The sequence below is a fragment of the Stenotrophomonas sp. SMYL41 genome (assembly GCF_036319965.1).
Taxonomy (GTDB): Bacteria; Pseudomonadota; Gammaproteobacteria; order Xanthomonadales; family Xanthomonadaceae; genus Stenotrophomonas; species Stenotrophomonas maltophilia_R.
Genome location: NZ_JAWIRX010000008.1, coordinates 20,772 through 40,801 on the forward strand (window position 1 = coordinate 20,772; position 20,030 = coordinate 40,801).

Annotated in this window: 23 protein-coding genes; 10 read left to right on the plus strand and 13 right to left on the minus strand. The window is 67.8% G+C overall.

Annotated features, from left to right (window positions below):
* The first annotated feature begins 58 nt into the window (after positions 1–58).
* The 3 genes from mgtE (at position 59) to V3B30_RS10975 (ending at position 2,638) form a co-directional block, all read left to right on the plus strand.
* Positions 59–1,420 (plus strand): magnesium transporter, encoded by a 1,362-nt coding sequence (gene mgtE, locus V3B30_RS10965; protein ID WP_008266103.1) that lies wholly within the window; start codon positions 59–61, stop codon positions 1,418–1,420.
* Positions 1,421–1,482: 62 nt separating this feature from the next.
* A complete protein-coding gene (locus tag V3B30_RS10970) occupies positions 1,483–1,749 on the plus strand; it encodes a hypothetical protein (RefSeq protein ID WP_100471505.1) in 267 nt (88 codons plus the stop codon).
* A 70-nt stretch (positions 1,750–1,819) separates the two neighbouring features.
* Positions 1,820–2,638, plus strand: a complete 819-nt coding sequence (locus tag V3B30_RS10975) for a prolyl oligopeptidase family serine peptidase (RefSeq protein ID WP_262083242.1) — start codon at positions 1,820–1,822, stop codon at positions 2,636–2,638.
* Positions 2,639–2,725: 87 nt separating this feature from the next.
* Here V3B30_RS10975 and V3B30_RS10980 read toward each other — a convergent pair whose 3' ends face one another.
* From V3B30_RS10980 to V3B30_RS10995, 4 genes are all read right to left on the minus strand, one after another.
* Positions 2,726–3,217 carry a transposase gene (locus V3B30_RS10980; RefSeq protein ID WP_262083253.1) on the minus strand — a complete coding sequence of 164 codons (492 nt, stop codon included), beginning with the start codon at positions 3,215–3,217 and terminating at the stop codon, positions 2,726–2,728.
* A 224-nt stretch (positions 3,218–3,441) separates the two neighbouring features.
* On the minus strand, positions 3,442–4,392 hold the full coding sequence (locus V3B30_RS10985; protein ID WP_262083241.1) for an aspartate carbamoyltransferase catalytic subunit: 951 nt from the start codon (positions 4,390–4,392) through the stop codon (positions 3,442–3,444).
* 16 nt (positions 4,393–4,408) lie between these two features.
* Positions 4,409–4,903 carry a Holliday junction resolvase RuvX gene (ruvX, locus tag V3B30_RS10990; protein WP_087921744.1) on the minus strand — a complete coding sequence of 165 codons (495 nt, stop codon included), beginning with the start codon at positions 4,901–4,903 and terminating at the stop codon, positions 4,409–4,411.
* On the minus strand, positions 4,896–5,462 hold the full coding sequence (locus V3B30_RS10995; RefSeq protein WP_087921743.1) for a YqgE/AlgH family protein: 567 nt from the start codon (positions 5,460–5,462) through the stop codon (positions 4,896–4,898). Before V3B30_RS10995 ends, ruvX begins: the two co-directional genes overlap by 8 nt.
* A gap of 91 nt (positions 5,463–5,553) precedes the next feature.
* On the opposite strand from V3B30_RS10995, the gene V3B30_RS11000 reads away from it, so the two are divergent.
* Together V3B30_RS11000 and V3B30_RS11005 are read left to right on the plus strand one after the other, a co-directional pair.
* On the plus strand, positions 5,554–7,341 hold the full coding sequence (locus tag V3B30_RS11000) for a DUF4153 domain-containing protein (protein ID WP_262083240.1): 1,788 nt from the start codon (positions 5,554–5,556) through the stop codon (positions 7,339–7,341).
* Entirely contained in the window at positions 7,338–7,880 is a 543-nt protein-coding gene (locus tag V3B30_RS11005; protein ID WP_262083239.1) for a DNA-3-methyladenine glycosylase I, read from the plus strand. The genes V3B30_RS11000 and V3B30_RS11005 overlap by 4 nt, the downstream gene beginning before the upstream one ends.
* Positions 7,881–8,038: 158 nt before the next feature.
* On the opposite strand, the gene V3B30_RS11010 is transcribed toward V3B30_RS11005, so the two are convergent.
* The 3 genes from V3B30_RS11010 to V3B30_RS11020 form a co-directional block, all read right to left on the minus strand.
* The gene (locus V3B30_RS11010) at positions 8,039–8,746 is read right to left on the minus strand and encodes a YitT family protein (RefSeq protein ID WP_100471500.1); all 708 of its coding nucleotides are present in this window, start codon (positions 8,744–8,746) and stop codon (positions 8,039–8,041) included.
* Positions 8,747–8,839: 93 nt separating this feature from the next.
* The gene (locus V3B30_RS11015; protein ID WP_262083238.1) at positions 8,840–9,289 is read right to left on the minus strand and encodes a GNAT family N-acetyltransferase; all 450 of its coding nucleotides are present in this window, start codon (positions 9,287–9,289) and stop codon (positions 8,840–8,842) included.
* 95 nt (positions 9,290–9,384) lie between these two features.
* Entirely contained in the window at positions 9,385–9,594 is a 210-nt protein-coding gene (locus V3B30_RS11020; RefSeq protein ID WP_154352064.1) for a DUF4287 domain-containing protein, read from the minus strand.
* Between the two features lie 93 nt (positions 9,595–9,687).
* On the opposite strand from V3B30_RS11020, the gene V3B30_RS11025 reads away from it, so the two are divergent.
* Complete coding sequence (locus tag V3B30_RS11025) at positions 9,688–10,584, plus strand: LysR family transcriptional regulator (protein WP_100471497.1); 897 nt, start codon at positions 9,688–9,690, stop codon at positions 10,582–10,584.
* Positions 10,585–10,688: 104 nt separating this feature from the next.
* Here the strand turns inward: V3B30_RS11025 and V3B30_RS11030 are convergent, their stop codons facing one another.
* From V3B30_RS11030 to V3B30_RS11045, 4 genes are all read right to left on the minus strand, one after another.
* Positions 10,689–11,672, minus strand: coding sequence for an aldo/keto reductase (locus V3B30_RS11030; RefSeq protein WP_262083237.1), 984 nt, complete (start codon positions 11,670–11,672; stop codon positions 10,689–10,691).
* Positions 11,673–11,783: 111 nt separating this feature from the next.
* Complete coding sequence (locus V3B30_RS11035; RefSeq protein ID WP_262083236.1) at positions 11,784–12,512, minus strand: hypothetical protein; 729 nt, start codon at positions 12,510–12,512, stop codon at positions 11,784–11,786.
* Between the two features lie 35 nt (positions 12,513–12,547).
* A complete protein-coding gene (locus V3B30_RS11040; protein WP_005408369.1) occupies positions 12,548–13,690 on the minus strand; it encodes a PilT/PilU family type 4a pilus ATPase in 1,143 nt (380 codons plus the stop codon).
* A 99-nt stretch (positions 13,691–13,789) separates the two neighbouring features.
* Positions 13,790–14,827, minus strand: a complete 1,038-nt coding sequence (locus V3B30_RS11045; protein WP_004147099.1) for a type IV pilus twitching motility protein PilT — start codon at positions 14,825–14,827, stop codon at positions 13,790–13,792.
* A gap of 87 nt (positions 14,828–14,914) precedes the next feature.
* Here V3B30_RS11045 and V3B30_RS11050 point away from each other — a divergent pair, with 87 nt between their 5' ends.
* On the plus strand, positions 14,915–15,592 hold the full coding sequence (locus tag V3B30_RS11050) for a YggS family pyridoxal phosphate-dependent enzyme (protein ID WP_088024863.1): 678 nt from the start codon (positions 14,915–14,917) through the stop codon (positions 15,590–15,592).
* 18 nt (positions 15,593–15,610) lie between these two features.
* Positions 15,611–16,432 carry a pyrroline-5-carboxylate reductase gene (gene proC / locus V3B30_RS11055; RefSeq protein WP_262083235.1) on the plus strand — a complete coding sequence of 274 codons (822 nt, stop codon included), beginning with the start codon at positions 15,611–15,613 and terminating at the stop codon, positions 16,430–16,432.
* A 59-nt stretch (positions 16,433–16,491) separates the two neighbouring features.
* Here the strand turns inward: proC and V3B30_RS11060 are convergent, their stop codons facing one another.
* The gene (locus tag V3B30_RS11060) at positions 16,492–17,367 is read right to left on the minus strand and encodes a LysR family transcriptional regulator (RefSeq protein ID WP_262083234.1); all 876 of its coding nucleotides are present in this window, start codon (positions 17,365–17,367) and stop codon (positions 16,492–16,494) included.
* Positions 17,368–17,466: 99 nt separating this feature from the next.
* On the opposite strand from V3B30_RS11060, the gene V3B30_RS11065 reads away from it, so the two are divergent.
* A complete protein-coding gene (locus V3B30_RS11065; RefSeq protein ID WP_262083233.1) occupies positions 17,467–18,069 on the plus strand; it encodes a short chain dehydrogenase in 603 nt (200 codons plus the stop codon).
* A 66-nt stretch (positions 18,070–18,135) separates the two neighbouring features.
* Here V3B30_RS11065 and soxR read toward each other — a convergent pair whose 3' ends face one another.
* The gene (gene soxR / locus V3B30_RS11070; protein WP_088024856.1) at positions 18,136–18,570 is read right to left on the minus strand and encodes a redox-sensitive transcriptional activator SoxR; all 435 of its coding nucleotides are present in this window, start codon (positions 18,568–18,570) and stop codon (positions 18,136–18,138) included.
* A gap of 29 nt (positions 18,571–18,599) precedes the next feature.
* Between soxR and V3B30_RS11075 the strand changes: the two genes are divergently transcribed.
* Positions 18,600–20,021 carry an MFS transporter gene (locus V3B30_RS11075; RefSeq protein ID WP_262083232.1) on the plus strand — a complete coding sequence of 474 codons (1,422 nt, stop codon included), beginning with the start codon at positions 18,600–18,602 and terminating at the stop codon, positions 20,019–20,021.
* Positions 20,022–20,030: the final 9 nt, after the last annotated feature.

A 20,030-nucleotide genomic window follows, 5' to 3' on the forward strand; every position in this document is an offset into this window, starting at 1 on the left:
ACCCCTGTTGCCGCATCCTTGCCGGGATCGCGGCTTTTCTTATCCCGCGGGAGCTGCGATGGCTGAAGCTGTACGCCACGACAAGACTGCGCGCCAACTGCGGATGTTGTCCGATGCACTGGACAGCGGCCGGCTGGGCCCGGTGCGTCGCCTGGTAAACACCCTGGCCCCGGCCGAGATCGGCAACCTGCTTGAATCGCTGCCGCCAGGCAAGCGTGAGGTGGTGTGGGGCCTGGTCGACCCGGAAGATGACGGCGAGGTGCTGGTCCACGTCGGCGAAGACGTGCGCGAGAGCCTGCTCGCGGACATGGACCCGGACGAGATCATCGCCGCGGTCGAAGACCTGGACATCGACGATCTGGCCGACCTGGTCGAAGACCTGCCGGATACGGTCATCGACGAGGTCCTCAAGTCGATGGACCGCGAGAACCGCGAGCGCCTGGAACAGGTGCTGTCCTACCCCGAGGACAGCGCCGGCCGCCTGATGAACCCGGACGTGGTGACCGTGCGCGCCGACGTCAATGTCGACGTGGTGCTGCGCTACCTGCGCCTGCGCGGCGAATTGCCGGACCACACCGACCACCTGTTCGTGGTCAGCCGGCGCCACCAGTATCTCGGCCGGGTGTCGCTGGCGGCACTGGTGACCCACGAGGACACCACCCCGATCAACCGCCTGATCGACGACGAGCAGCCAGCCATCGACGTCGGCGAGAGCGACCAGGAGGTCGCCCGCCAGTTCTCCGACCATGACTGGATCTCCGCGCCGGTGGTGGACGACAACAACATCCTGATCGGCCGCATCACCATCGATGACGTGGTCGACATCATCCGTGGCCAGGCCGAGCACCAGGCGCTGGGCGCCGCCGGCCTGGACGAGGACGAGGATCTGTTCAGCCCGGTCTGGCGCGCCATGCGGCGGCGCCTGATGTGGCTGTCGGTGAACCTGTGCACCGCCTTCCTGGCCTCCAGCGTGGTCGGCCACTTCGAAGGCACCATCGACAAGCTGGTGGCACTGGCCGTGCTGATGCCGATCGTGGCGGGCCTGGGCGGCAATGCCGGTACCCAGGTGCTGGCGCTGATGGTGCGCGGCCTGGCACTGGGCCAGGTGGGCGCGTCCAACGCGCGCACGCTGCTGTGGAAGGAAGTGCGGGTCGCCTTGTTGAACGGCGTGATGCTGGGTTCCGTACTGGGGCTGATCGTGCTGGCCTGGTTCCACTCGCCCGGGCTGTCGGCGGTGATCGCCATCGCGCTGACCTGCAACCTGCTGTTCGCCGCACTGGCCGGCGTGCTGGTGCCACTGACCCTGAAACGCTTCGGCTTCGACCCGGCGCTGGCCAGCGGCATCTTCCTGACCGCCGTGACCGACTCGATGGGCTTTTTCACCTTCCTCGGCCTGGCCACGCTGGTGCTGCTGCACTGATCCCTGCTGGGCCGGATCCCGGCGGTGCAGGGCTCCAACCCGCTTTCCATCCTGGAACATCCATGGCAACAACGATCGAAAACTACTTCCAGCCCGGCTGGCGCGACCAGCAGCACACCTGCCCGGCCTGCGAATGGAAGGGCAGCTCGCGCGCCATGGAGATGGAGCTGGCCGAGGACGCCACCGAGTACGACTGCCCGGTCTGCGAGAACCCGCTGCTGGTGGTGCTGCACCCGGACATCGCGCAGGTGCAGGCGGCCGCCGCCGGCGGCAATGCCGAAGCGCAGGAGCAGCTGGACATCATCGCCAGCTTCCCGCGCCCGGAGTGATGCGGCGCATGATGCCGGACCGAAGGCGGCGGACTACGATGCAGGCGATCTCGCCGCTTCGGGAAACCCCATGGTCCGTTTGCTGTTCCGCTGGCTGCCACTGCTGGCCCTCCTGGTGATGAGCGGTTGCACTTCGCTGCCGGACAGCGCGCGTGGTCGCTTCGAAGCACGCGCGGTGAAGGTGGACGGACACACGGCCTACTACCAGGTATTCATTCCCGCGGGCCTGCAGGCCGGCAGCCCTCGCGGAGAAGCGCCCGCAGCCTCCAGGGTCCCGGTGGTCCTGTTCCTGCACGGTTCGGGCGAACGCGGCGGCGACGGTGTCAAGCAGACTCAGGCCGGGCTCGGGCCCTACCTGCGCGAGCATCCCGACTTCCCCGCCCTGGTGGTGTTCCCGCAGGTACCAGGCCACGAGGAATGGAGCGGCCGCAACAATCGTGCGGCGGTGGCCGGGCTGGACGCGACGATTGCCGAATTCGGCGCAGACCCGGCGCGGCAGTACCTGACCGGCATGTCGATGGGCGGCTACGGCAGCTGGAACATCGCCCTGGACGACCCGCGCCGCTTTGCCGCGATCGTCCCCGTGTGCGGCGCGGTACTTGCGCCACGCGCGAAGCGCCCGACCCTGTTCGTCGAGCAGGTCGCGCGGGAAGCCGATCCGTATGCCGTGATCGCGCAACGCTTGCAGCACACGCCGATCTGGATCTTCCACGGTGCGCTGGACGACGTGGTGCCACCGGACGATGACCGCAGGCTGCACGCCGCATTCCAGAGCACCCACGCACGCGACGTGCGCTACACCGAGTACCCGCAGGGCAACCACAATGCCTGGGACGCCACCTATGCGGACCCGGCGATGTGGGCGTGGCTGTTCGCGCAGAAGCGCTGAGCTGCAGCTTCTGCTGGGAAACATCTGTTGGTGGATACCTACCGTTGGTCGGCTTGGGTATGGGTGGGTGCCGACCGTTGGTCGGCACTATCTCTCCGCTTCGGGGTAATCCATTGCTTGGTACCTCCCATCGATCTCCCATCGGCACCAGGCATACGGATACTCTCCCACGCAGCTCGCCAAGTTCGCCCTGACCGGGTTGGCGACGATGTACATCGCATGACGAAACAGTGATTCTTCAGAACGAATCGCGTGATCGTGATAGCTCGATTGCCAGAATGGTCCTGTCTTGCCCAGCATGCGGTTGATCCGCAATGCACTGCTCGATTTGAAGCGTTGCATGATGTAGTCCAGCGAGAACGCGCGAAGCTCCACAAGCCAATGGATGTGGTCCGGCATGACTACATAGGCAAGTGAGTGTGTCAGGCCCTCATCATCAATGCGACGGAACACCTCCATCACGACCTGCGCCGCAGTGGCGTCTTCGAAGTAGTGTCGACGGCCCTGGGTGACGGTGGTCAGGATGTAGGATTGCCCGATCCGGGAATGGCGGCCAAGGCGTAGGCGTGCGCGATTCATCGGCACAAGCGTGTGCTTGCCAGCAGTCACCTTCTATCGGGCAAACACTCCGATGCAGGTAGGCCTGTAGCCAATCAATGGCTACGCTCGGCACTTCATTGGACTGATGGCTCTGTGCCGACCAACGGTCGGCACCCACCCAAGCAGTTTAAGGTGAATTCCCATTGTGCCGACCAACGGTCGGCACCTCCCCAAGCCGTCAGGGTTGGCACCCACCAGAGCGATCAGCCCAGCAGGGTTTCCAGCACGGCCATGCGCACGGCGACGCCGTTGGCGACCTGGCGCAGCACCCACGACTGCGGGCCGTCGGCCACCTCGTCGGTGACTTCCACGCCGCGGTTGATCGGGCCCGGGTGCAGCACCGCGGCATCCTTGCCCGCGCGCGCCAGGCGTTCGTTGGTCAGGCCGTACTGGGCGTGGTACTGCTCCAGCGAAGGCACCAGGCCTTCTTCCATGCGCTCGCGCTGCAGGCGCAGCATCATCAGCGCGTCGGCGCCTTCCAGCATCGCGTCGAAATCATCGCCGACCACGCAGCCCTTCAGGGTCTCGTCGTCCGGCAGCAGCGACTGCGGGCCGCACACGCGGATCTCGCCCACGCCCAGCGTGCGCAGTGCATGCAGGTCGGTGCGGGCTACGCGCGAATGCTTCACGTCGCCGACGATCACCACCTTCAGCTTTGAGAAGTCCGGGCCCTTGGCCTGGCGCAGGGTCAGCATGTCCAGCAGGCCCTGGGTCGGGTGCGCGCTGCGCCCGTCACCGGCGTTGATCAGCGCGGTGCCCTCGCCCGCCGCTTCGGCCAGCGCGGCCACGGCGCCATCATCGGGGTGGCGCACCACGAAGCCGCGCACGCCCATCGCTTCCAGGTTGCGCAGCGTGTCGCAGGCGGTTTCGCCCTTGCGCGTGGACGAGGTCGAGGCATCGAAGTTGAGCACATCGGCGCCCAGGCGCTGCGCGGCCAGCTGGAACGAGCTGCGGGTGCGGGTGGACGGTTCGAAGAACAGCGTGCATACCGCAGAACCGGCCAGCACGTGGCGCTTGTTGCCGACGCGGCCGACCGCGGCGTCGCGGATCTGCCCCGCCCGGTCGAGCAGCTGCAGCAGGGTTTCGCGTGGCAGGCCCTCCAGGGTCAGCAGGTGGCGCAGGCGTCCGGAGGCATCGATTTGCTGTGCGGTCATGGCGGGAGTCATGCAGTCAGGGAATGGGGGTACCGTCGTCCGGCGACGACAGCCAGCGGTCGATGATCACCGCCGCGGCCACGGCATCGAGGGCGGCCGCATCGCGGCGGCGCTTGCGCCCTTCGGCGCGCTCGACAGCGAAGCGGCGGGCGGCCTCGACCGAGCTGGAACGCTCGTCGATCATCACCACCGGCAGCTTGAAGCGCTCCCGCAGCTGGCGGGCGAAGCCCTGCGCACGCTTGCGGTTGGGCTGGTCCTGGCCATCCAGGGTCAGCGGGTCGCCGACCACCAGGCCGTCGGGCTTCCATTCCTTGAGCAGGCGTTCGATCGCGGCCCAGTCCGGGCCGTTGCCGTGCACATCGACCACGGCCACCGCGCGCGCATGGGCGGCGAAGGCACTGCCGATGGCCACGCCGATCCGCCGCGAGCCGACATCGAAACCCAGAACGGTGCCGTCACGGCGGATGGCCGGAGCTGGAGAAACCGGTGCGGGCGCGGCCGGCTCAGACATGGCCGCTGTAGTCGGTCAGCCGGAACAGGTCCACGCCGATGCGCGAGGCCGCACCCTGCCAGCGCTGCTCCAGCGGCAGCTGGAACACCAGCTCGGCGTCGGCCGGCACGGTCAGCCAGCTGTTCTCGGACAGCTCGCTTTCCAGCTGCCCTGCCCCCCAACCGGCACAGCCCAGGGTAACCACGGCATTGGCCGGGCCTTCGCCGCGCGCCATCGCTTCAAGGATGTCGCGCGAGGTGGTCAGGTACAGGCCTTCGCCCACGGTCAGGCTGGAATCCCACGCCCGCCCGTCGTCGTGGATGACGAAGCCCCGTTCGGGATGCACCGGGCCGCCATTGAGCACCATGCGCGCCTGCAGGTCGCCATCGCCGGTGGTGATGTCCATCTGCGCGAGCACTTCCCCCAGCGTGTACTCGGACGGCTGGTTGACCAGCACGCCCATCGCACCGTTCTCGTCGTGCTGGCAGATCAGCGCGACGCTGCGGGCAAAGGTCGCGTCGAGCAGCGACGGCAGCGCGACGAGCAGGTGATCGGCGAGGGAAGTCGGCGTTACAGGCATGCCCCCATTCTACCTGCTGGGGGCGGGATGGTCGCGCGATGGACGCGCGCGTCGATCGGCTACGATGGCACTTTGCCATGGAAGGTCGTCGATGCAGCCCTCTTTGCCACTGACCCTGCCGGCACGCAGCGCCATCGTCCTGATCGCGCTGCTGCAGGGCCTGATGCTGTATGCCGCGCAGGAGCTGTCCGAAGCGTGGCCGTTCCGCGATATCGGCTGGCGCTACTGCTGGTACGCCTGGGTGCTGGCCATTCCCAGCGCGGTGGCGCTGAGCCTGGTCGAGCTGGGCCAGCGCCGCCTGTGGCTGCAGGCCATGCTCGGCTCAGCGGTGGTGCTGGCGCTGGCCGCCTGGGTCGGCTGGAACCTCAATGGCGAGATCGCGCTGGAATCGGGCCCGCTGCAGTTCCCGCTGACCCTGGGCATGGCCGTGGCGGTGTTCGTGGTACTGCCCTGGTGGCAGTTCCAGCTGCAGCACGGGCATTGGCGCGCCAGCTATCCGGAGCTGTTCGAGCGCGCCTGGCAGAACGGCCTGACCTTGGCGCTGGCGGCGCTGTTCACTGGCCTGACCTGGCTGCTGCTGTGGCTGTGGGCAGCACTGTTCCAGCTGCTGGACGTGACCTTCTTCCGCGACCTGTTCCGGCAGGACGCGTTCATCGCGCTGGCCACCGGCAGCCTGGCCGGATTCGGCGTGCTGATCGGGCGCACCCAGCACCGCGCGATCCAGATCACCCGCCAGGTGCTGTTCGCGATCTGTCGCGGGCTGCTGCCGCTGCTGTCGTTCATCGCCGTGCTGTTCGTGCTGAGCCTGCCGCTCACCGGGCTGGAGCCCCTGTGGAAGACCCGCTCGGCTGCCAGCCTGCTGCTGGTGCTGTCGCTGTTGCTGGTGACCTTCACCAATGCGGTCTACCAGCAGGGCGATGACACCGCCCCCTACCCCGTCGTGCTGCGCCGGCTGGTCGAGGCCAGCCTGCTGGCGTTACCGGTCTACGCGGCGTTGGCGCTGTATGCGCTGGGCCTGCGCGTGATGCAGTACGGCTGGACGGTGGACCGGTTCTGGGCGGTGCTGATCGCACTGGCCGTGGCCGGCTATGCCGTGGGCTATGCACTGGCGGTGCTGCGCCGGCAGGGCCGTTGGCTGCAGGCGCTGGAGCCGGTCAACCGCTGGATGTGCTGGGCGGTGTTGGCACTGGCGCTGCTGGGCAACTCGCCGCTGCTGGACCCGGTACGGCTGGCCCTGTCCAGCCAGCTGGCGCGCCTGCGCGCGGACCCGCCGGCGATCACCAGCACTGACGTCAACGTGCTGCGCTTCGATCTTGGGCGCCGTGGCGTGCAGGCGCTGCGCGAGCTGGAGCGTGATCCGGCGATCACCGCCGATGCCAACGCGCCACAGGTGATCGCTGCCGCACTGGCACGTACTTCACGCTGGGACGACGGACAACGCCTCGACAAGGGCCCGCAGGACGTCGCCGCCCTGCAGCGCGCGCTGAAGCTTGCCAAGGGATCGAGCTCGCCACCGGACGATTGGTGGCAGGCACTGGCCACGCGCTCGATCAATGGCGAATCCTGCGCCCAGAGCGAGCGCGACTGCCTGATCGTGCATCGGGACCTGGATGGCGATGGCAGCGGCGATGTGCTGCTGTGCGAGCTGTACACCCACCGTGGGCCGGACTGCGTGTTGTACGCACGTGGCAGGAATTCCCAGTGGCGCCGGGCCGGTTCGCTGTTCGGCACCGTCAGCGGCCAGGCCGAAGCGATCAACCAGGCCCTGCGTGATGGCGAACTCTCGCTCGAACCGCCGCGCTGGCCGATGCTGTCCATCGGTGGGCGCCCTGCGGTGGCCATCGATCCCGAACCCGAATCCAACGAGTCTTCCCCATGAGCGGCTACTGCCTCATCGCCCCGGGCCATCCGGTGCACGACTACTACCACGCCAACGAGTACGGCTTTCCGCAGCGTGACGAGCGCGAGCTGTTCGAGCGGCTGGTGCTGGAAATCAACCAGGCCGGGTTGAGCTGGGAAACGATCCTGAAGAAGCGCGAGGGTTTCCGCGCGGCCTATGACGGCTTCGATGTGGACCGCGTGGCGGCGTATGCCGAGCAGGACATCGAACGCCTGCTGTCGGACACGGGCATCATCCGCAACCGGCTGAAGGTGCTGGCGGCGATCCACAACGCGCAGGTGATCCAGCAGCTGCGGGCCAGCCATGGCAGCTTCGCGGGCTGGCTGGATGCACATCACCCGCGCAGCAAGGCCGACTGGGTGAAGCTGTTCAAGAAGACCTTCCGCTTCACCGGCGGCGAGATCACCGGTGAGTTCCTGATGAGCCTGGGCTACCTGCCCGGTGCGCACGCCGAAGACTGCCCGGTGCATGCGCGGCTGCTGAAGCTGTCGCCGCCGTGGTTGAACGCGGCCCGGTAGTGGCGGGCGCGGGGCGGGCACCGAGGGGGGGCCCCCGGTGGGGCCGGGCGCGGCGCGGGCCCACCGCGCCCGGGGCGGGGGCGGGGCGGGGGGGGGGGGGGGCCGGGGGGGGGGGGGGGGGGGGGCCCCCCCCCCCCCCCGCCACTACCGTCGAATCGTCACACGCCCATGTAGCGGCCGGGGCGGTGGTTGAACATCAGCACCAGGCTGAGCACCACCGCGCCGATGGCCGAGTACAGCACCTTCGACGGCGACAGCACGAAGAACGCGGCCACCATCAGGCAGGCGTCGTAGGACATCTGCACCTTGCCCGCGCTCCAGCCGCGGGTGCGCTGCAGGTACACCGCCAGGATGCCGATGCCACCGAGGCTGGCGCGGTGGCGGATGAAGAACAGGATGCCCAGGCCGGACAGCGCGCCACCGACGATCGCCGAATACAGCGGATTGATGTGCGAGAAGTCGATCCAGCGCGGCAGCAGGTCGGTCAGCACGCCACAGGCGGTGACCGCGGCGAAGGTCTTCAGGGTGAATTCCCAGCCCATGCGCCGCAACGCCACCCAGTAGAACGGCAGGTTGACCAGCACGAACACCAGGCCGAAGTTCCAGCCCATCGCGTAGTGCAGCAGGAAGGCCATGCCGGCCATGCCGCCGATCATCAGCCCGCCCTTGGCGAAGATGGCCAGGCCCAGCGAGGCCACCATCGTGGCCAGCACCATGCCCTGCACGTCCTCGGTAATCGAGTGACGCAGCGCTTTCTCGTCGGCGGTGGTGCCGGCACTGTCGGGCGGCGGGGTCAGCGGACCGGCGGTGACCAGGTGGCCGTCAGCGTCGTCGCACGGCGCGGGGCCATGGGAGGGAAGGGACATGCGGGTGGGGGAACAGCAGGTGGGGAGCGATATTAGACACGATCTGCATGACAGTTGCAGATGAAATCGTTCAGTCAGGCCCGCCCATTCAGGTTATCCCGGGTCCACGACGGGCAGCACGGCCAGCATGTCCTCACCGTCTTCGTCCATGCCGGTCTCGACGAATCCGAAGCTGCTGTAGAAGGCGCCGGCGACCGGATTGCGCGGGTTGTAGCAGATCTCGATCTCAACCAGGCCGGGCGTTGCCCGGATCTGCACCAGCGCCAGTTCCAGCGCGCGGCGCCCGATGCCACGCCCCTGCCAGCGCTGATCGACCATGAAGCGCCAGATCGACGTCCGCTGCGGCGTTTCCGGCACCCACATGAAGAACCCGACCAGCTCGCCATCGGCCAGGATGGCGCGGGTCTGGTAGCCGGGATTGAATGCGGCCTGCACCAGCGACCAGGTATTGCCAGCCACGAAGTCCTGCTGCGCCTGGCTGACCTCGAGGTCGCACACGGCTTCGTAGTTGTCGACGGTGATCGCGTCCAGCGTGACCTGCATGGGGGCGTCCTGCCTCGGGATGGACGCCCAGTCTGCCCGACCCTGATGCCGTGTGGCGAGGCCCCACACGGCCGTTCAGCCCAGCGTTGCCTGCCTCATCCCTTCCCGGCCAGATGGTGCGCCACCAGCGCGTTGGCATGGCCATGACCCAACCCATGTTCGCTTTTCAGGAAGCTGACCAGCTCCATGTGTTTCAGGCCCTTCCTGCCCGCCAGCAGCCCGAGCCAGTGCGCCACCGGCTGGCCGTAGGTTTTCTCGATGGAGGGGAAGTACGAAGCCGGGCCCTTGGGCTTTTCAGTGCTCATGCGGAAGCTCCTTGCGTTGGATGTACCGTTACAACGAACCGGCGAGCTGTAAATCGACAGATCCGTTCAATCCGGGAGCCGTATCATCCCTGCATGCCCCGTGAAAACCTCAACGACCTGCAGGCCTTCGTCCACGTCGCCCGCGAGGGCAGCTTCACCCGGGCCGCCGCCCAGCTGGGTGTCTCCCAGTCCGCGCTCAGCCATGCCATGCGCGGGCTGGAACAGCGCTTGGGCGTGCGCCTGCTGACCCGCACCACCCGCAGCGTGTCTACCACCGAAGCTGGCGCCCGCCTGCTCGAGACCCTCGCTCCGCGCCTGGCCGAGATCGAGGACGAACTGGCCGCGCTGGCCGAATACCGTGAACGCCCGGCCGGCACCATCCGCATCAATGCCACCGGCCACGCCGCCGAGTACATCGCGTGGCCACGGCTGGCGCCGCTGCTGCAGCAGTATCCGGATTTGAAGGTGGAACTGGCTGCCGACTACGGGCTGGCCGACATCGTCGCCGAGCGCTACGACATCGGCATCCGCCTCGGCGAGCGACTGGCGCGCGACATGGTTGCGGTACCGATCAGCCCGCCGCTGCGCATGCGCGTGGTCGGCGCGCCCAGCTACTTCCGCCAGCACGTGGTGCCGCAGCACCCGGATGACCTGGCCCAGCACAACTGCGTGACCCTGCGCCTGCCCACGCATGGCGGGCTGATGCCGTGGGATTTCGGCCAGGACGGCAACGAACTGAGCGTGCGCGTGAGCGGCCAGTGGACCTTCAACACCATGGGCATGACCCGCGCCGCCGCGCTGGCTGGCAGCGGGCTGGCCTGGCTGCCGGAAGACCAGGTGCAGCCGATGCTGGACGACGGTCGCCTGCAGTCGGTGCTGGACGACTGGTGCCCGCACTTCGATGGCTACTACGCGTATTACCCGTCGCGCCGCCACGTGACGGTGGCGATGCGCACGGTGCTTGATGCGCTGCGCGGGCCGATGGGGTGAGGCTTAAGGAGTGCGGACCAACGGTCCGCACCCACCACCAACGGTCCGCACCCACCACCATCGATCCGCCCCCACCATGATGGGTGTCCGTACCCGGCTGGTGATCAGCCCTTGGCCTGGGCCGCGCGCTGCGCGTTGTAGCGCTCGCCGACGATCGACACTTCATCCAGCGCCTGCGCGATGCGTTGCAGTTCCTCCGGCGCAAGTTGCAGGTCGACCGCGCCCAGGTTTTCTTCTAGGCGATGGACCTTGGTGGTGCCCGGGATCGGCACGATCCACGGCGCCTGCGCCAGCAGCCAGGCCAGCGCCACCTGTGCCGGGGTCGCGCCACGCGCCGCAGCAATCGTGCCGATGCGATCCACCAGCGCCTGGTTGGCACGACGCGCCTCCACTTCGAAGCGCGGCACGGTGTTGCGGAAGTCGTTGGCATCGAAGGTGGTGTCGGCGTTGATCGCGCCGGTCAGGAAGCCACGGCCCAGTGGGCTGAACGGCACGAAGCCGATGCCCAGCTCCTGCAGGGTCGGCAGCAGCTCGTGCTCCGGTTCGCGCCACCACAGCGAGTACTCGCTCTGCACGGCGGCGACCGGCTGCACCGCATGCGCACGACGCACGGTGGCGGCGCTGGCCTCGGACAGGCCAAAGTGGCCGACCTTGCCTTCGGCGACCAGGTCGCGCACGGTACCGGCCACATCTTCGATCGGCACGTTCGGGTCGACGCGGTGCTGGTAGAACAGGTCGATATGGTCGGTGCGCAGGCGCCGGAGGCTGGCTTCGGCCACCGCACGGATGGTCTCCGGGCGGCTGTCCAGGCCGGTATCGACGCGCGCGTCCTTGAAGCCGAACTTGGTGGCGATCACCAGCCTGTCGCGGTATGGCGCCAGCGCCTCGCCGAGCAGATCTTCGTTGGTGTAGGGGCCGTACACTTCGGCGGTGTCGAAGAAGGTCACGCCGCGCTCGACGGCGGCGTGCAGCAGGGCGATGCCCTGGCTGCGCTCCACCGGTTGGCCGTAGCCATGGCTCAGGCCCATGCAGCCCAGGCCGAGGGCGGAAACCTTCAGGCCGCTGCGGCCAAGTTCACGTGTCTGCATCGTCGTGCTCCAGAGGGGGAGCGCTGACGATACGCCTGTCGTGGCGCTGGATTGAGCCAGCCCGGCCGCAGTCGGTCATGACCGGAATTCATCAATCGCCTGTGGTGCCCGTCACTCCACGCCCTGCAGGGTGTCAGTGCAACCCGCCAGTTCCACCATCATCCTGCCGGTGTTGCGGAACGCCGGATCCCGCGGCACCCATCGTGCGAACCAACGCTGCTCGCCGTCCACCACGGACTCGAACATCCACGATGAGCCGTCAAGCCCAGCGCTCGAATCTTCGCCCTGCAACAGCGCAAACGCGGCGGCGATGGCGTTCCATTCCTGCGCACTCAGCGCGCGCGGTGGAGCGCACGTGCCACCCTTGATGACGGTGGCTGGGCTTCCGGGTAACGATCCGGAAATCTCGAAATCGCGCGCACTGCGCCCGACGATCCACGCGTGGCCCGCTGCATTGCGCTGCGCGCGAATGAGCACGCCCGGGAAGAATGCAGGATCCCAGACGAAGCGATATGCCTGTGCCGGTACGCTGCCACAGCGGAACGACGGCTCCGGCAAGCCATCGAGATCCCGTAACTGGGCATCATAGATCGTCCTCGCTGACCCGGTGAAATCGATGAACGGTGGCAGGTCGCCGCCGTGCTTCGTCGCAGGCGGTGGCAGCAGATACCAGGCATGCGCCTGTGGATCGTCGCAGCCCTCGGCCGCGGCTGCCGGTTCGGGGGTACGGGCACAACCGGCCTGCAGCAGCACGGCGATGGCCAGTATCACGCTCGTAGTCACACGCATGCAGGCCTCCCTGGCAGGTTCACGCGGGCGTGCATCCGGCGCCGCGGTCATCCCGGAGCAGCGGGCGCCCGCAGGCGCCCGTCCGGTCAACGGATCTCCGAGATCTCCACGCCATCCAACCCCTGCGACAAGGTGCGCGCGTCGCCGCCCTGGCTGAGCTTGATGCGCAGGCGTACTTCGTTCTGCGAATCGGCGTAGCGCAGCGCGTCCTCGTAGCTGATCTCGCCGGCCTGGTACAGCTCGAACAGGCTCTGGTCGAAGGTCTTCATGCCCAGCTGGACCGAGTCCTTCATCACTTCCTTCAGCTTGTGGATCTCGCCGTCGCGGATGTAGTCCTGCACCAGCGGCGTGCCCAGCAGGATCTCCATCGCCACCTTGCGCGAGCGGCCATCGGGCGACGGCACCAGCTGCTGCGCGACCACGCCCTTGAGGTTCAGCGACAGGTCCATCAGCAGCTGGTTGCGGCGGTCTTCCGGGAAGAAGTTGACGATGCGGTCCATCGCCTGGTTGGCGTTGTTCGCATGCAGGGTGCACAGCACCAGGTGGCCGGTTTCGGCGAACGCGATGGCGTGGTCCATGCCTTCGCGGGTACGCACTTCGCCGATCATGATCACGTCCGGCGCCTGGCGCAGGGTGTTCTTCAGCGCGGCTTCCCAGCTGTCGGTATCGATGCCGACCTCGCGCTGGGTGATGATGCAGCCCTCGTGCTTGTGCACGAATTCGATCGGGTCCTCGATGGTGATGATGTGACCGGTCGAGTTCTGGTTGCGGTAGCCGATCATCGCCGCCAGCGAGGTCGATTTACCGGTACCGGTGGCGCCGACGAACAGGATGATGCCGCGCTTGGTCATCGCCAGCGTCTTGATGATCGGCGGCAGGCTCAGTTCTTCCACGGTCGGAATGCGCGTCTCGATGCGACGCAGCACCATGCCGACCTGGTTGCGCTGGTAGAAGCAGCTGACACGGAAGCGACCGACGCCGGACAGGCCGATGGCGAAGTTGCATTCGTGGGTCTTCTCGAATTCCTCGCGCTGCGCCGGGGTCATCACGTTGAGGACCAGGTCGCGGCTCTGCTGCGGCGTGAGCGGGGTCTGCGTGATCGGCGAGATCTTGCCGTTGACCTTCATCGCCGGCGGCATGCCGGCGGTGATGAACAGGTCCGAGGCGCGCTGGTGCGCCATCAGCTTGAGGAACGAAGTGAAATCGATGGTGGTCGCGGTGGTGTTCACGGCGGGCTCCCAATGGGGCATGTACCAGGAAACGGTCGGTGGAGGAAACGGCGCGGGTACGGCGGCGCACGGCGCACGCCGCCCCGTTGCGGCCCCGCCTTACTCGAACAGGCGCTTGTCCTTGGCGTACTCGCGGGCCTGGTTGCGGGTGATCAGGCTGCGCTTGACCAGGTCCTGCAGGTGCTGGTCCAGGGTCATCATGCCGTACTGCTGGCCGGTCTGGATGGCCGAGTACATCTGCGCCACCTTGTCCTCGCGGATCAGGTTGCGGATGGCCGGGGTGCCGACCATGATTTCCCACGCCGCGGTACGACCGCCGCCGACCTTCTTCAGCAGCGCCTGCGAGATCACCGCGCGCAGCGACTCGGACAACATCGAACGCACCATCGGCTTTTCGCCGGCCGGGAACACGTCGATGATGCGGTCGATGGTCTTGGCCGCCGAGCTGGTGTGCAGGGTGCCGAACACCAGGTGGCCCGTTTCCGCGGCGGTCAGCGCCAGGCGGATGGTTTCCAGGTCGCGCAACTCGCCGACCAGGATGATGTCCGGGTCCTCACGCAGTGCCGAGCGCAGTGCTTCATTGAAGCCATGCGTGTCGCGGTGCACCTCGCGCTGGTTGATCAGGCACTTCTGCGAGGTATGCACGAATTCGATCGGATCCTCGACGGTGAGGATGTGGCCGTATTCGTTCTTGTTGATGTAGTCGATCATCGCCGCCAGCGTGGTCGACTTGCCCGAACCGGTCGGGCCGGTCACCAGGATCAGGCCCTGCGGCTGCTGGATCACCTCGCGGAACAGCGGCGGGCAGGCCAGGTCCTCGAGGGTGAGCACCTCGGACGGAATGGTACGGAACACCGCACCGGCGCCGCGGTTCTGGTTGAACGCATTCACACGGAAGCGCGCCAGCGACGGAATCTCGAAGGAGAAGTCCACTTCGAGGAATTCCTCGTAATCGCGGCGCTGCTTGTCGGACATGATGTCGTACACCAGCGCGTGGACCTGCTTGTGGTCCAGGGCTGGAATGTTGATCCGGCGAACGTCGCCGTCCACGCGGATCATCGGCGGCAGGCCTGCGGACAGATGCAGGTCGGACGCTTTGTTCTTTACGGAAAACGCCAGCAGTTCGGCGATATCCATGAGCGGCTACTCCCCAATAACGGCTTCGACTGGAAGGATCTTTCCCCGGGCGGCAGTATAGCCTCCTGATTCAACGGAACGCGTTACGTGGCCACTCCCCTGCCCCAGATCCTGAGCAACCTGCATGCTGCCGCCGAGGCGGCCGGCCGGCCCGATCCGCGCCTGCTGGCCGTTTCCAAGACCCAACCGGCCGAGGCCGTGGCCGCGCTGGCCGCACAGGGCCAGCATGCCTTCGGCGAGAACTATGTGCAGGAAGCGCTGGCCAAGATGCAGGCGCTGCAGCACCTGGCGCTGGAGTGGCACCTGATCGGCCACCTGCAGTCGAACAAGGCCGACGCCGTGGCCACCCATTTCGACTGGGTGCAGAGCGTGGACCGGCCCAAGCTGGTGACGGCGCTGGCGCGCCATCGCCCGGCCGCGCGCGGCCCGCTGAACGTGCTGATCCAGGTCAACATCGACGATGAGTCCAGCAAGCACGGCTGTGCGCCGGAGGCCGTGGACGCATTGGCCGCCGCGATTGCCGCCGAGCCCCAGCTGCGCCTGCGAGGTCTGATGGCGATTCCCGCGCCATGGCCCGAGGCCGAGCGCCGTCGGGATGCGTTCGTGCGCATGCGCACCCTTTTCCAGTCGCTGGCCGCCCAGCACGCGCAGGTCGACACCCTGTCGATGGGCATGAGCAGCGACTACGCCGAAGCCATCGCCGAGGGCGCAACCTTGGTGCGCATCGGCACCGCCCTGTTCGGCGCGCGCCCGCGTCCGGCCTGATTTTCCAAGGAGACTTCCATGGCAGCTGATTCCATCACCTTCATCGGCGGCGGCAACATGGCGCGCAGCCTGATCGCCGGCCTGATCCGCCAGGGCGTGCCGGCCGCGCACATCCACGTGGCCGAACCGGTGGCCGCACTGCGCGGATCACTGGCCACCGATTTCGGCGTGCAGGTGCACGACAACGCCGCCGATGCCGCCGCACAGGGCAACACCTGGCTGCTGGCAGTAAAGCCGCAGGTACTGCGCGAGGTCTGCCAGTCGCTGCAGGCACTGGCGCAGGCGAACCGGCCGTTGGTGGTATCCATTGCCGCTGGCATCACCAGCGCGCAGCTGGAACACTGGCTGGGTGGCAACCTGCCGGTGGTGCGTGCAATGCCCAACACGCCGGCCCTGCTCGGCGCCGGCGTGACCGGCCTGTTCGCCACGCCGTCGGTGGATGCGCAGCAGCACGTGCAGGCCGAACAGGTATTGGCCAGTGCCGGCCGTACCGTGTGGATCGAGCGCGAGGCGCTGATGGATTCGGTCACTGCCGTGTCCGGCAGTGGGCCGGCGTACGTTTTCCTGCTGGCCGAAGCGATGGAAGCGGCGGGCATTGCCCAGGGCCTGCCGGCCGACGCCGCGCGCACGCTGGTGGTGCAGACCCTGCTGGGTGCATCGCGCATGCTCGACGAGGCCGGTGAAAGCCCGGCCGAGCTTCGCCGGCGCGTGACCTCGCCCAACGGCACCACCCAGGCTGCAATCGAGAGCTTCCAGGCCGGCGGTTTCGAGGCGCTGGTGGATACCGCGCTGCGCGCCGCGCAGGTGCGCGGGCAGGAACTGTCTGCGGCGAATGATTGATCTCCTGGGGTCAGATCCCTTTGCCGAGGCAAAGGGATCTGACCCCATCCACCCGATGATCATTGCCCCAATCTGGCCATGACGAAATCGACGAAGCACTGCAGCCGCGGGCGCGGCCGTCGATCCGGCAGGTAGATCAGGTGCATCGGCCGCGGTTCGGGCAGGTAGTCGCGCAGCAACGGCTTCAACCGCCCGGCCGCGATCTCGCCAGCCAGCAGGGCTGTCGGCTGCAGCACCAGCCCTGCTCCGGCCACGGCAGCCTCACGCAGCGCAAGGCCGTCGTTGCAGGCCAGCCGCGCCTCCCAATCCACCTGTTCCCCGTTGGCCAGCTGCCAGCCATGGCCACCACGCCAGGCCAGATGGCTGAGGCAGTCGTGTCCCGCCAGATCCGCCGGCGTGCGCGGCATGCCGCGCCGACGCAGGTAGGAAGGCGCCGCGCACAGGCTCATCGCGTAGGGCGGCAACGGCCGCGCCACCACTTCCTGTGACGGCAGCGGCCCGACCCGGATCGCCACGTCGAAGCCATCCTCGATCAGGTCCACGCGACGGTTGCTCAGGTCCAGTTCGATGTCCAGCAACGGCTGCTCACGCAATAGCCCGGACAGTACCGGCGCCAGCACGCAGCTGCCCCAGGTGGTCGGCGCGCTGACCCGCAGCAGGCCACGTGGCTGCACCTGCAGGCCGGCGACATCGGCCTCGGCCTGCTGCACCTGCTCCAGCACCTGCCGACAGCCGGCCAGGTAGGCGCTGCCGGCCTCGGTCAGGCGCTGGCGGCGGGTGTTCCGGTGCAGCAACGCAGTCCCCAGGTGGGACTCCAGCTGCTGGATGTACTTGCCCACCATCACCGCCGAAACCTGCAGCTGTTCGGCGGCGCCGGCGAAGCTGCCACGCTCGGCCACGGCAACGAAGGCCCGCATGCATCGAAGGGTATCCATTACTAATCCAGAGTTAGGAATCTGCGAAGCTTACGCGGCTTACCTAACCCAGCTGTGAGGACGCAGACTGTGCGCATCCCCCTCTCGCAAGGAACGGCCATGAAGATCCTCCTCGTCGGTGCCAGCGGCACCCTCGGCCAGGCAGTCGCCCGCCAGCTCGGCCAGCAGCATCAGATCCTCGCCGCCGGCCGCCGCAGCGGCGAGCTGCGCGTGGACCTGACCGATGACGCCAGTGTCGCCGAGCTGTTCGCGCGTACCGGCCCGGTCGATGCCGTGGTCTCCACCGCCGGCAAGCTGCACTTTGGCCCGCTGCAGGAGATGACGCCCGAGCAGTTCAACCTCGGACTACAGGACAAACTGCTGGGCCAGGTGCGGCTGGCACTGGCTGCGCAACACCATCTCAGCGCCGGCGGTTCGATCACCCTGACCAGCGGCATCGTCAGCGCACAGCCCATCCGCGATGGCGCCAGCGCCACCTCGGTGAATGCCGCGCTGGAAGGCTTCGTGCGTGCAGCCGCCTTGGAACTGCTGCCACGCGGCCTGCGCATCAACGTGGTCAGCCCCAACGTGCTGATCGAATCGATGGCCGCCTACGCGCCCTACTTCCCCGGCTTTGAAGCGGTGAGCGCACAGCGCGCGGCACTGGCCTTCCAGCGTGCGGTGGAAGGCATCCAGAGCGGCGAGACGATCACGGTCTGGTAAGAAAAAGGGGACGGAGGGGATTAAGTCGTTTGTGCACTTGCGACTTAATCCCCTCCGTCCCCTTTTTCACTCCCAGCGCATCGGGCCGTCGCCGCGTTCGCCGAGGACGTCGCCCGGGTTGGCCAGGCGGCAGCGCTGCAGCGAAAGGCAGCCACAGCCAATGCAGCCGGTCAGTTCATCGCGCAGCAGCTGCAGCATGTGGATGCGCTCCTCCAGCTCGGTGCGCCAGCGCGCGGAAAGCTTGGCCCAGTCGGCCTTGGTTGGCGCACGGCCTTCGGGCAGGCTCTCGAAGGCACGGCCGACCGCTTCCAGCGGCATGCCGACCCGCTGTGCCACACGAATCACCGCCAGCCGGCGCAGCACATCGCGACTGTAACGGCGCTGGTTGCCCGAGGTGCGCAGGCTGCTGATCAGCCCCTTGCGCTCGTAGAAATGCAGCGCGGAAACCGCCACGCCACTGCGCTCGGCGACTTCGCCCACGCTCAGCTCCTGGGACACCATTGCTTGACCTCAACCGTTGTTGAGGTGTCATGCTGCTATCTTCGCCGCTTGTTGACAAGCGCGGCCCGCACCTGACCCGTATGACCCCGAGCGTACCTCCCGCCGACACCATCGCGCCGGCCGATACTTCGATCCTGTCCCCGCGCTACCGCACCACCACCGCCGGCATGGTGGCGCTGGTCGCGCTGCACGCCTTCGAGGCACTGGCGGTGGCTGCCGCCATGCCCACCGTGGCCGAGGCGCTGGACGGCCTGCGCCTGTATGCACTGGCGTTCGGCGGCACCCTGGCCACCAGCGTGATCGGCATGACCCTGGCCGGTCGCTGGGCCGACCGCCAGGGCCCGGCACGGCCACTGTGGTATGGCCTGGCCTGCTTCGTGCTGGGCCTGTTGCTGGCGGGCTTCGCAATGCGCATGGGCACGCTGGTAGCGGGGCGACTGCTGCAAGGCCTGGGTGCGGGCGCGATTTCGGTCTCGCTGTACGTGATGGTTGGCCGCAGCTATCCCGAGCACCTGCGACCGAAGGTGTTCGCGGCGTTCTCTGCTGGCTGGGTGGTGCCCTCGATGGTCGGCCCGGCACTGAGCGGCCTGATCGTGCAGCACCTCGGTTGGCGCTGGGTGTTCCTGGCGGTGCCGCTGCTGGCCGTCCCGGCCGCACTGCTGCTGCGCCCGGCGCTGGCGCGCATGCAGTCCCCCGTCGCGGCCGGCAACGATGGCGAGCGCAGCAACGTGGTGCGCTGGGCCAGTGGTGCCTCGCTGGCCGCGCTGCTGCTCTACGTCGGCGGCCAGCAACCGGGCATGGCCGCCCTGCCCTGCATCGGTGTGGCGATGCTGGCGCTGCTGTTCTGCGTGCACCGGCTGCTGCCGGCCGGAACACTGGTCCTGCGCCGCGGCCTGCCCAGCGTGATCGCGCTGCGCGGCATCGCTGCAGCGGCCTTCTTCGCCTGCGAGGCCTATCTGCCGCTGTTGCTGCAGCGCGAACGTGGACTCTCGCCCAGCTGGGCCGGCGCGGTGCTCAGCCTCGGTGCGCTGGGCTGGTTCGCGGGCTCCTGGCTGCAGGGCCACCAGCAGCGCGGCTGGTCACGGCAGCAGCTGTTGCGCGTTGGCACGGCGATGATGACGGTCGGCATCGCCGCAACGCTGGCAGTGCTGTTCAAACAGATGCCATTGCCGGTCGCGCTGGTTGGCTGGACCGTGACCGGTTTCGGCATGGGCATGATCTACGCCAGCCTGTCGGTGCTGACCCTGTCGCTGTCAGCGCCGCATGAGCAGGGCGCCAATACCTCTGCCCTGCAGCTGAGCGAGGCGTTGTCGGTGGCCACCGCGCTGGCGGTTTCCGGCGCGCTGTTCGCCATGTTCGTGGAAAGCGCGCCGCACACGGGCTACCTGCTGTGCCTGGCGATCACCTGCGGGCTGGCCGTGCTGGCTACGGTGATCGCACGGCGGGTGTAGGGGCCCAGC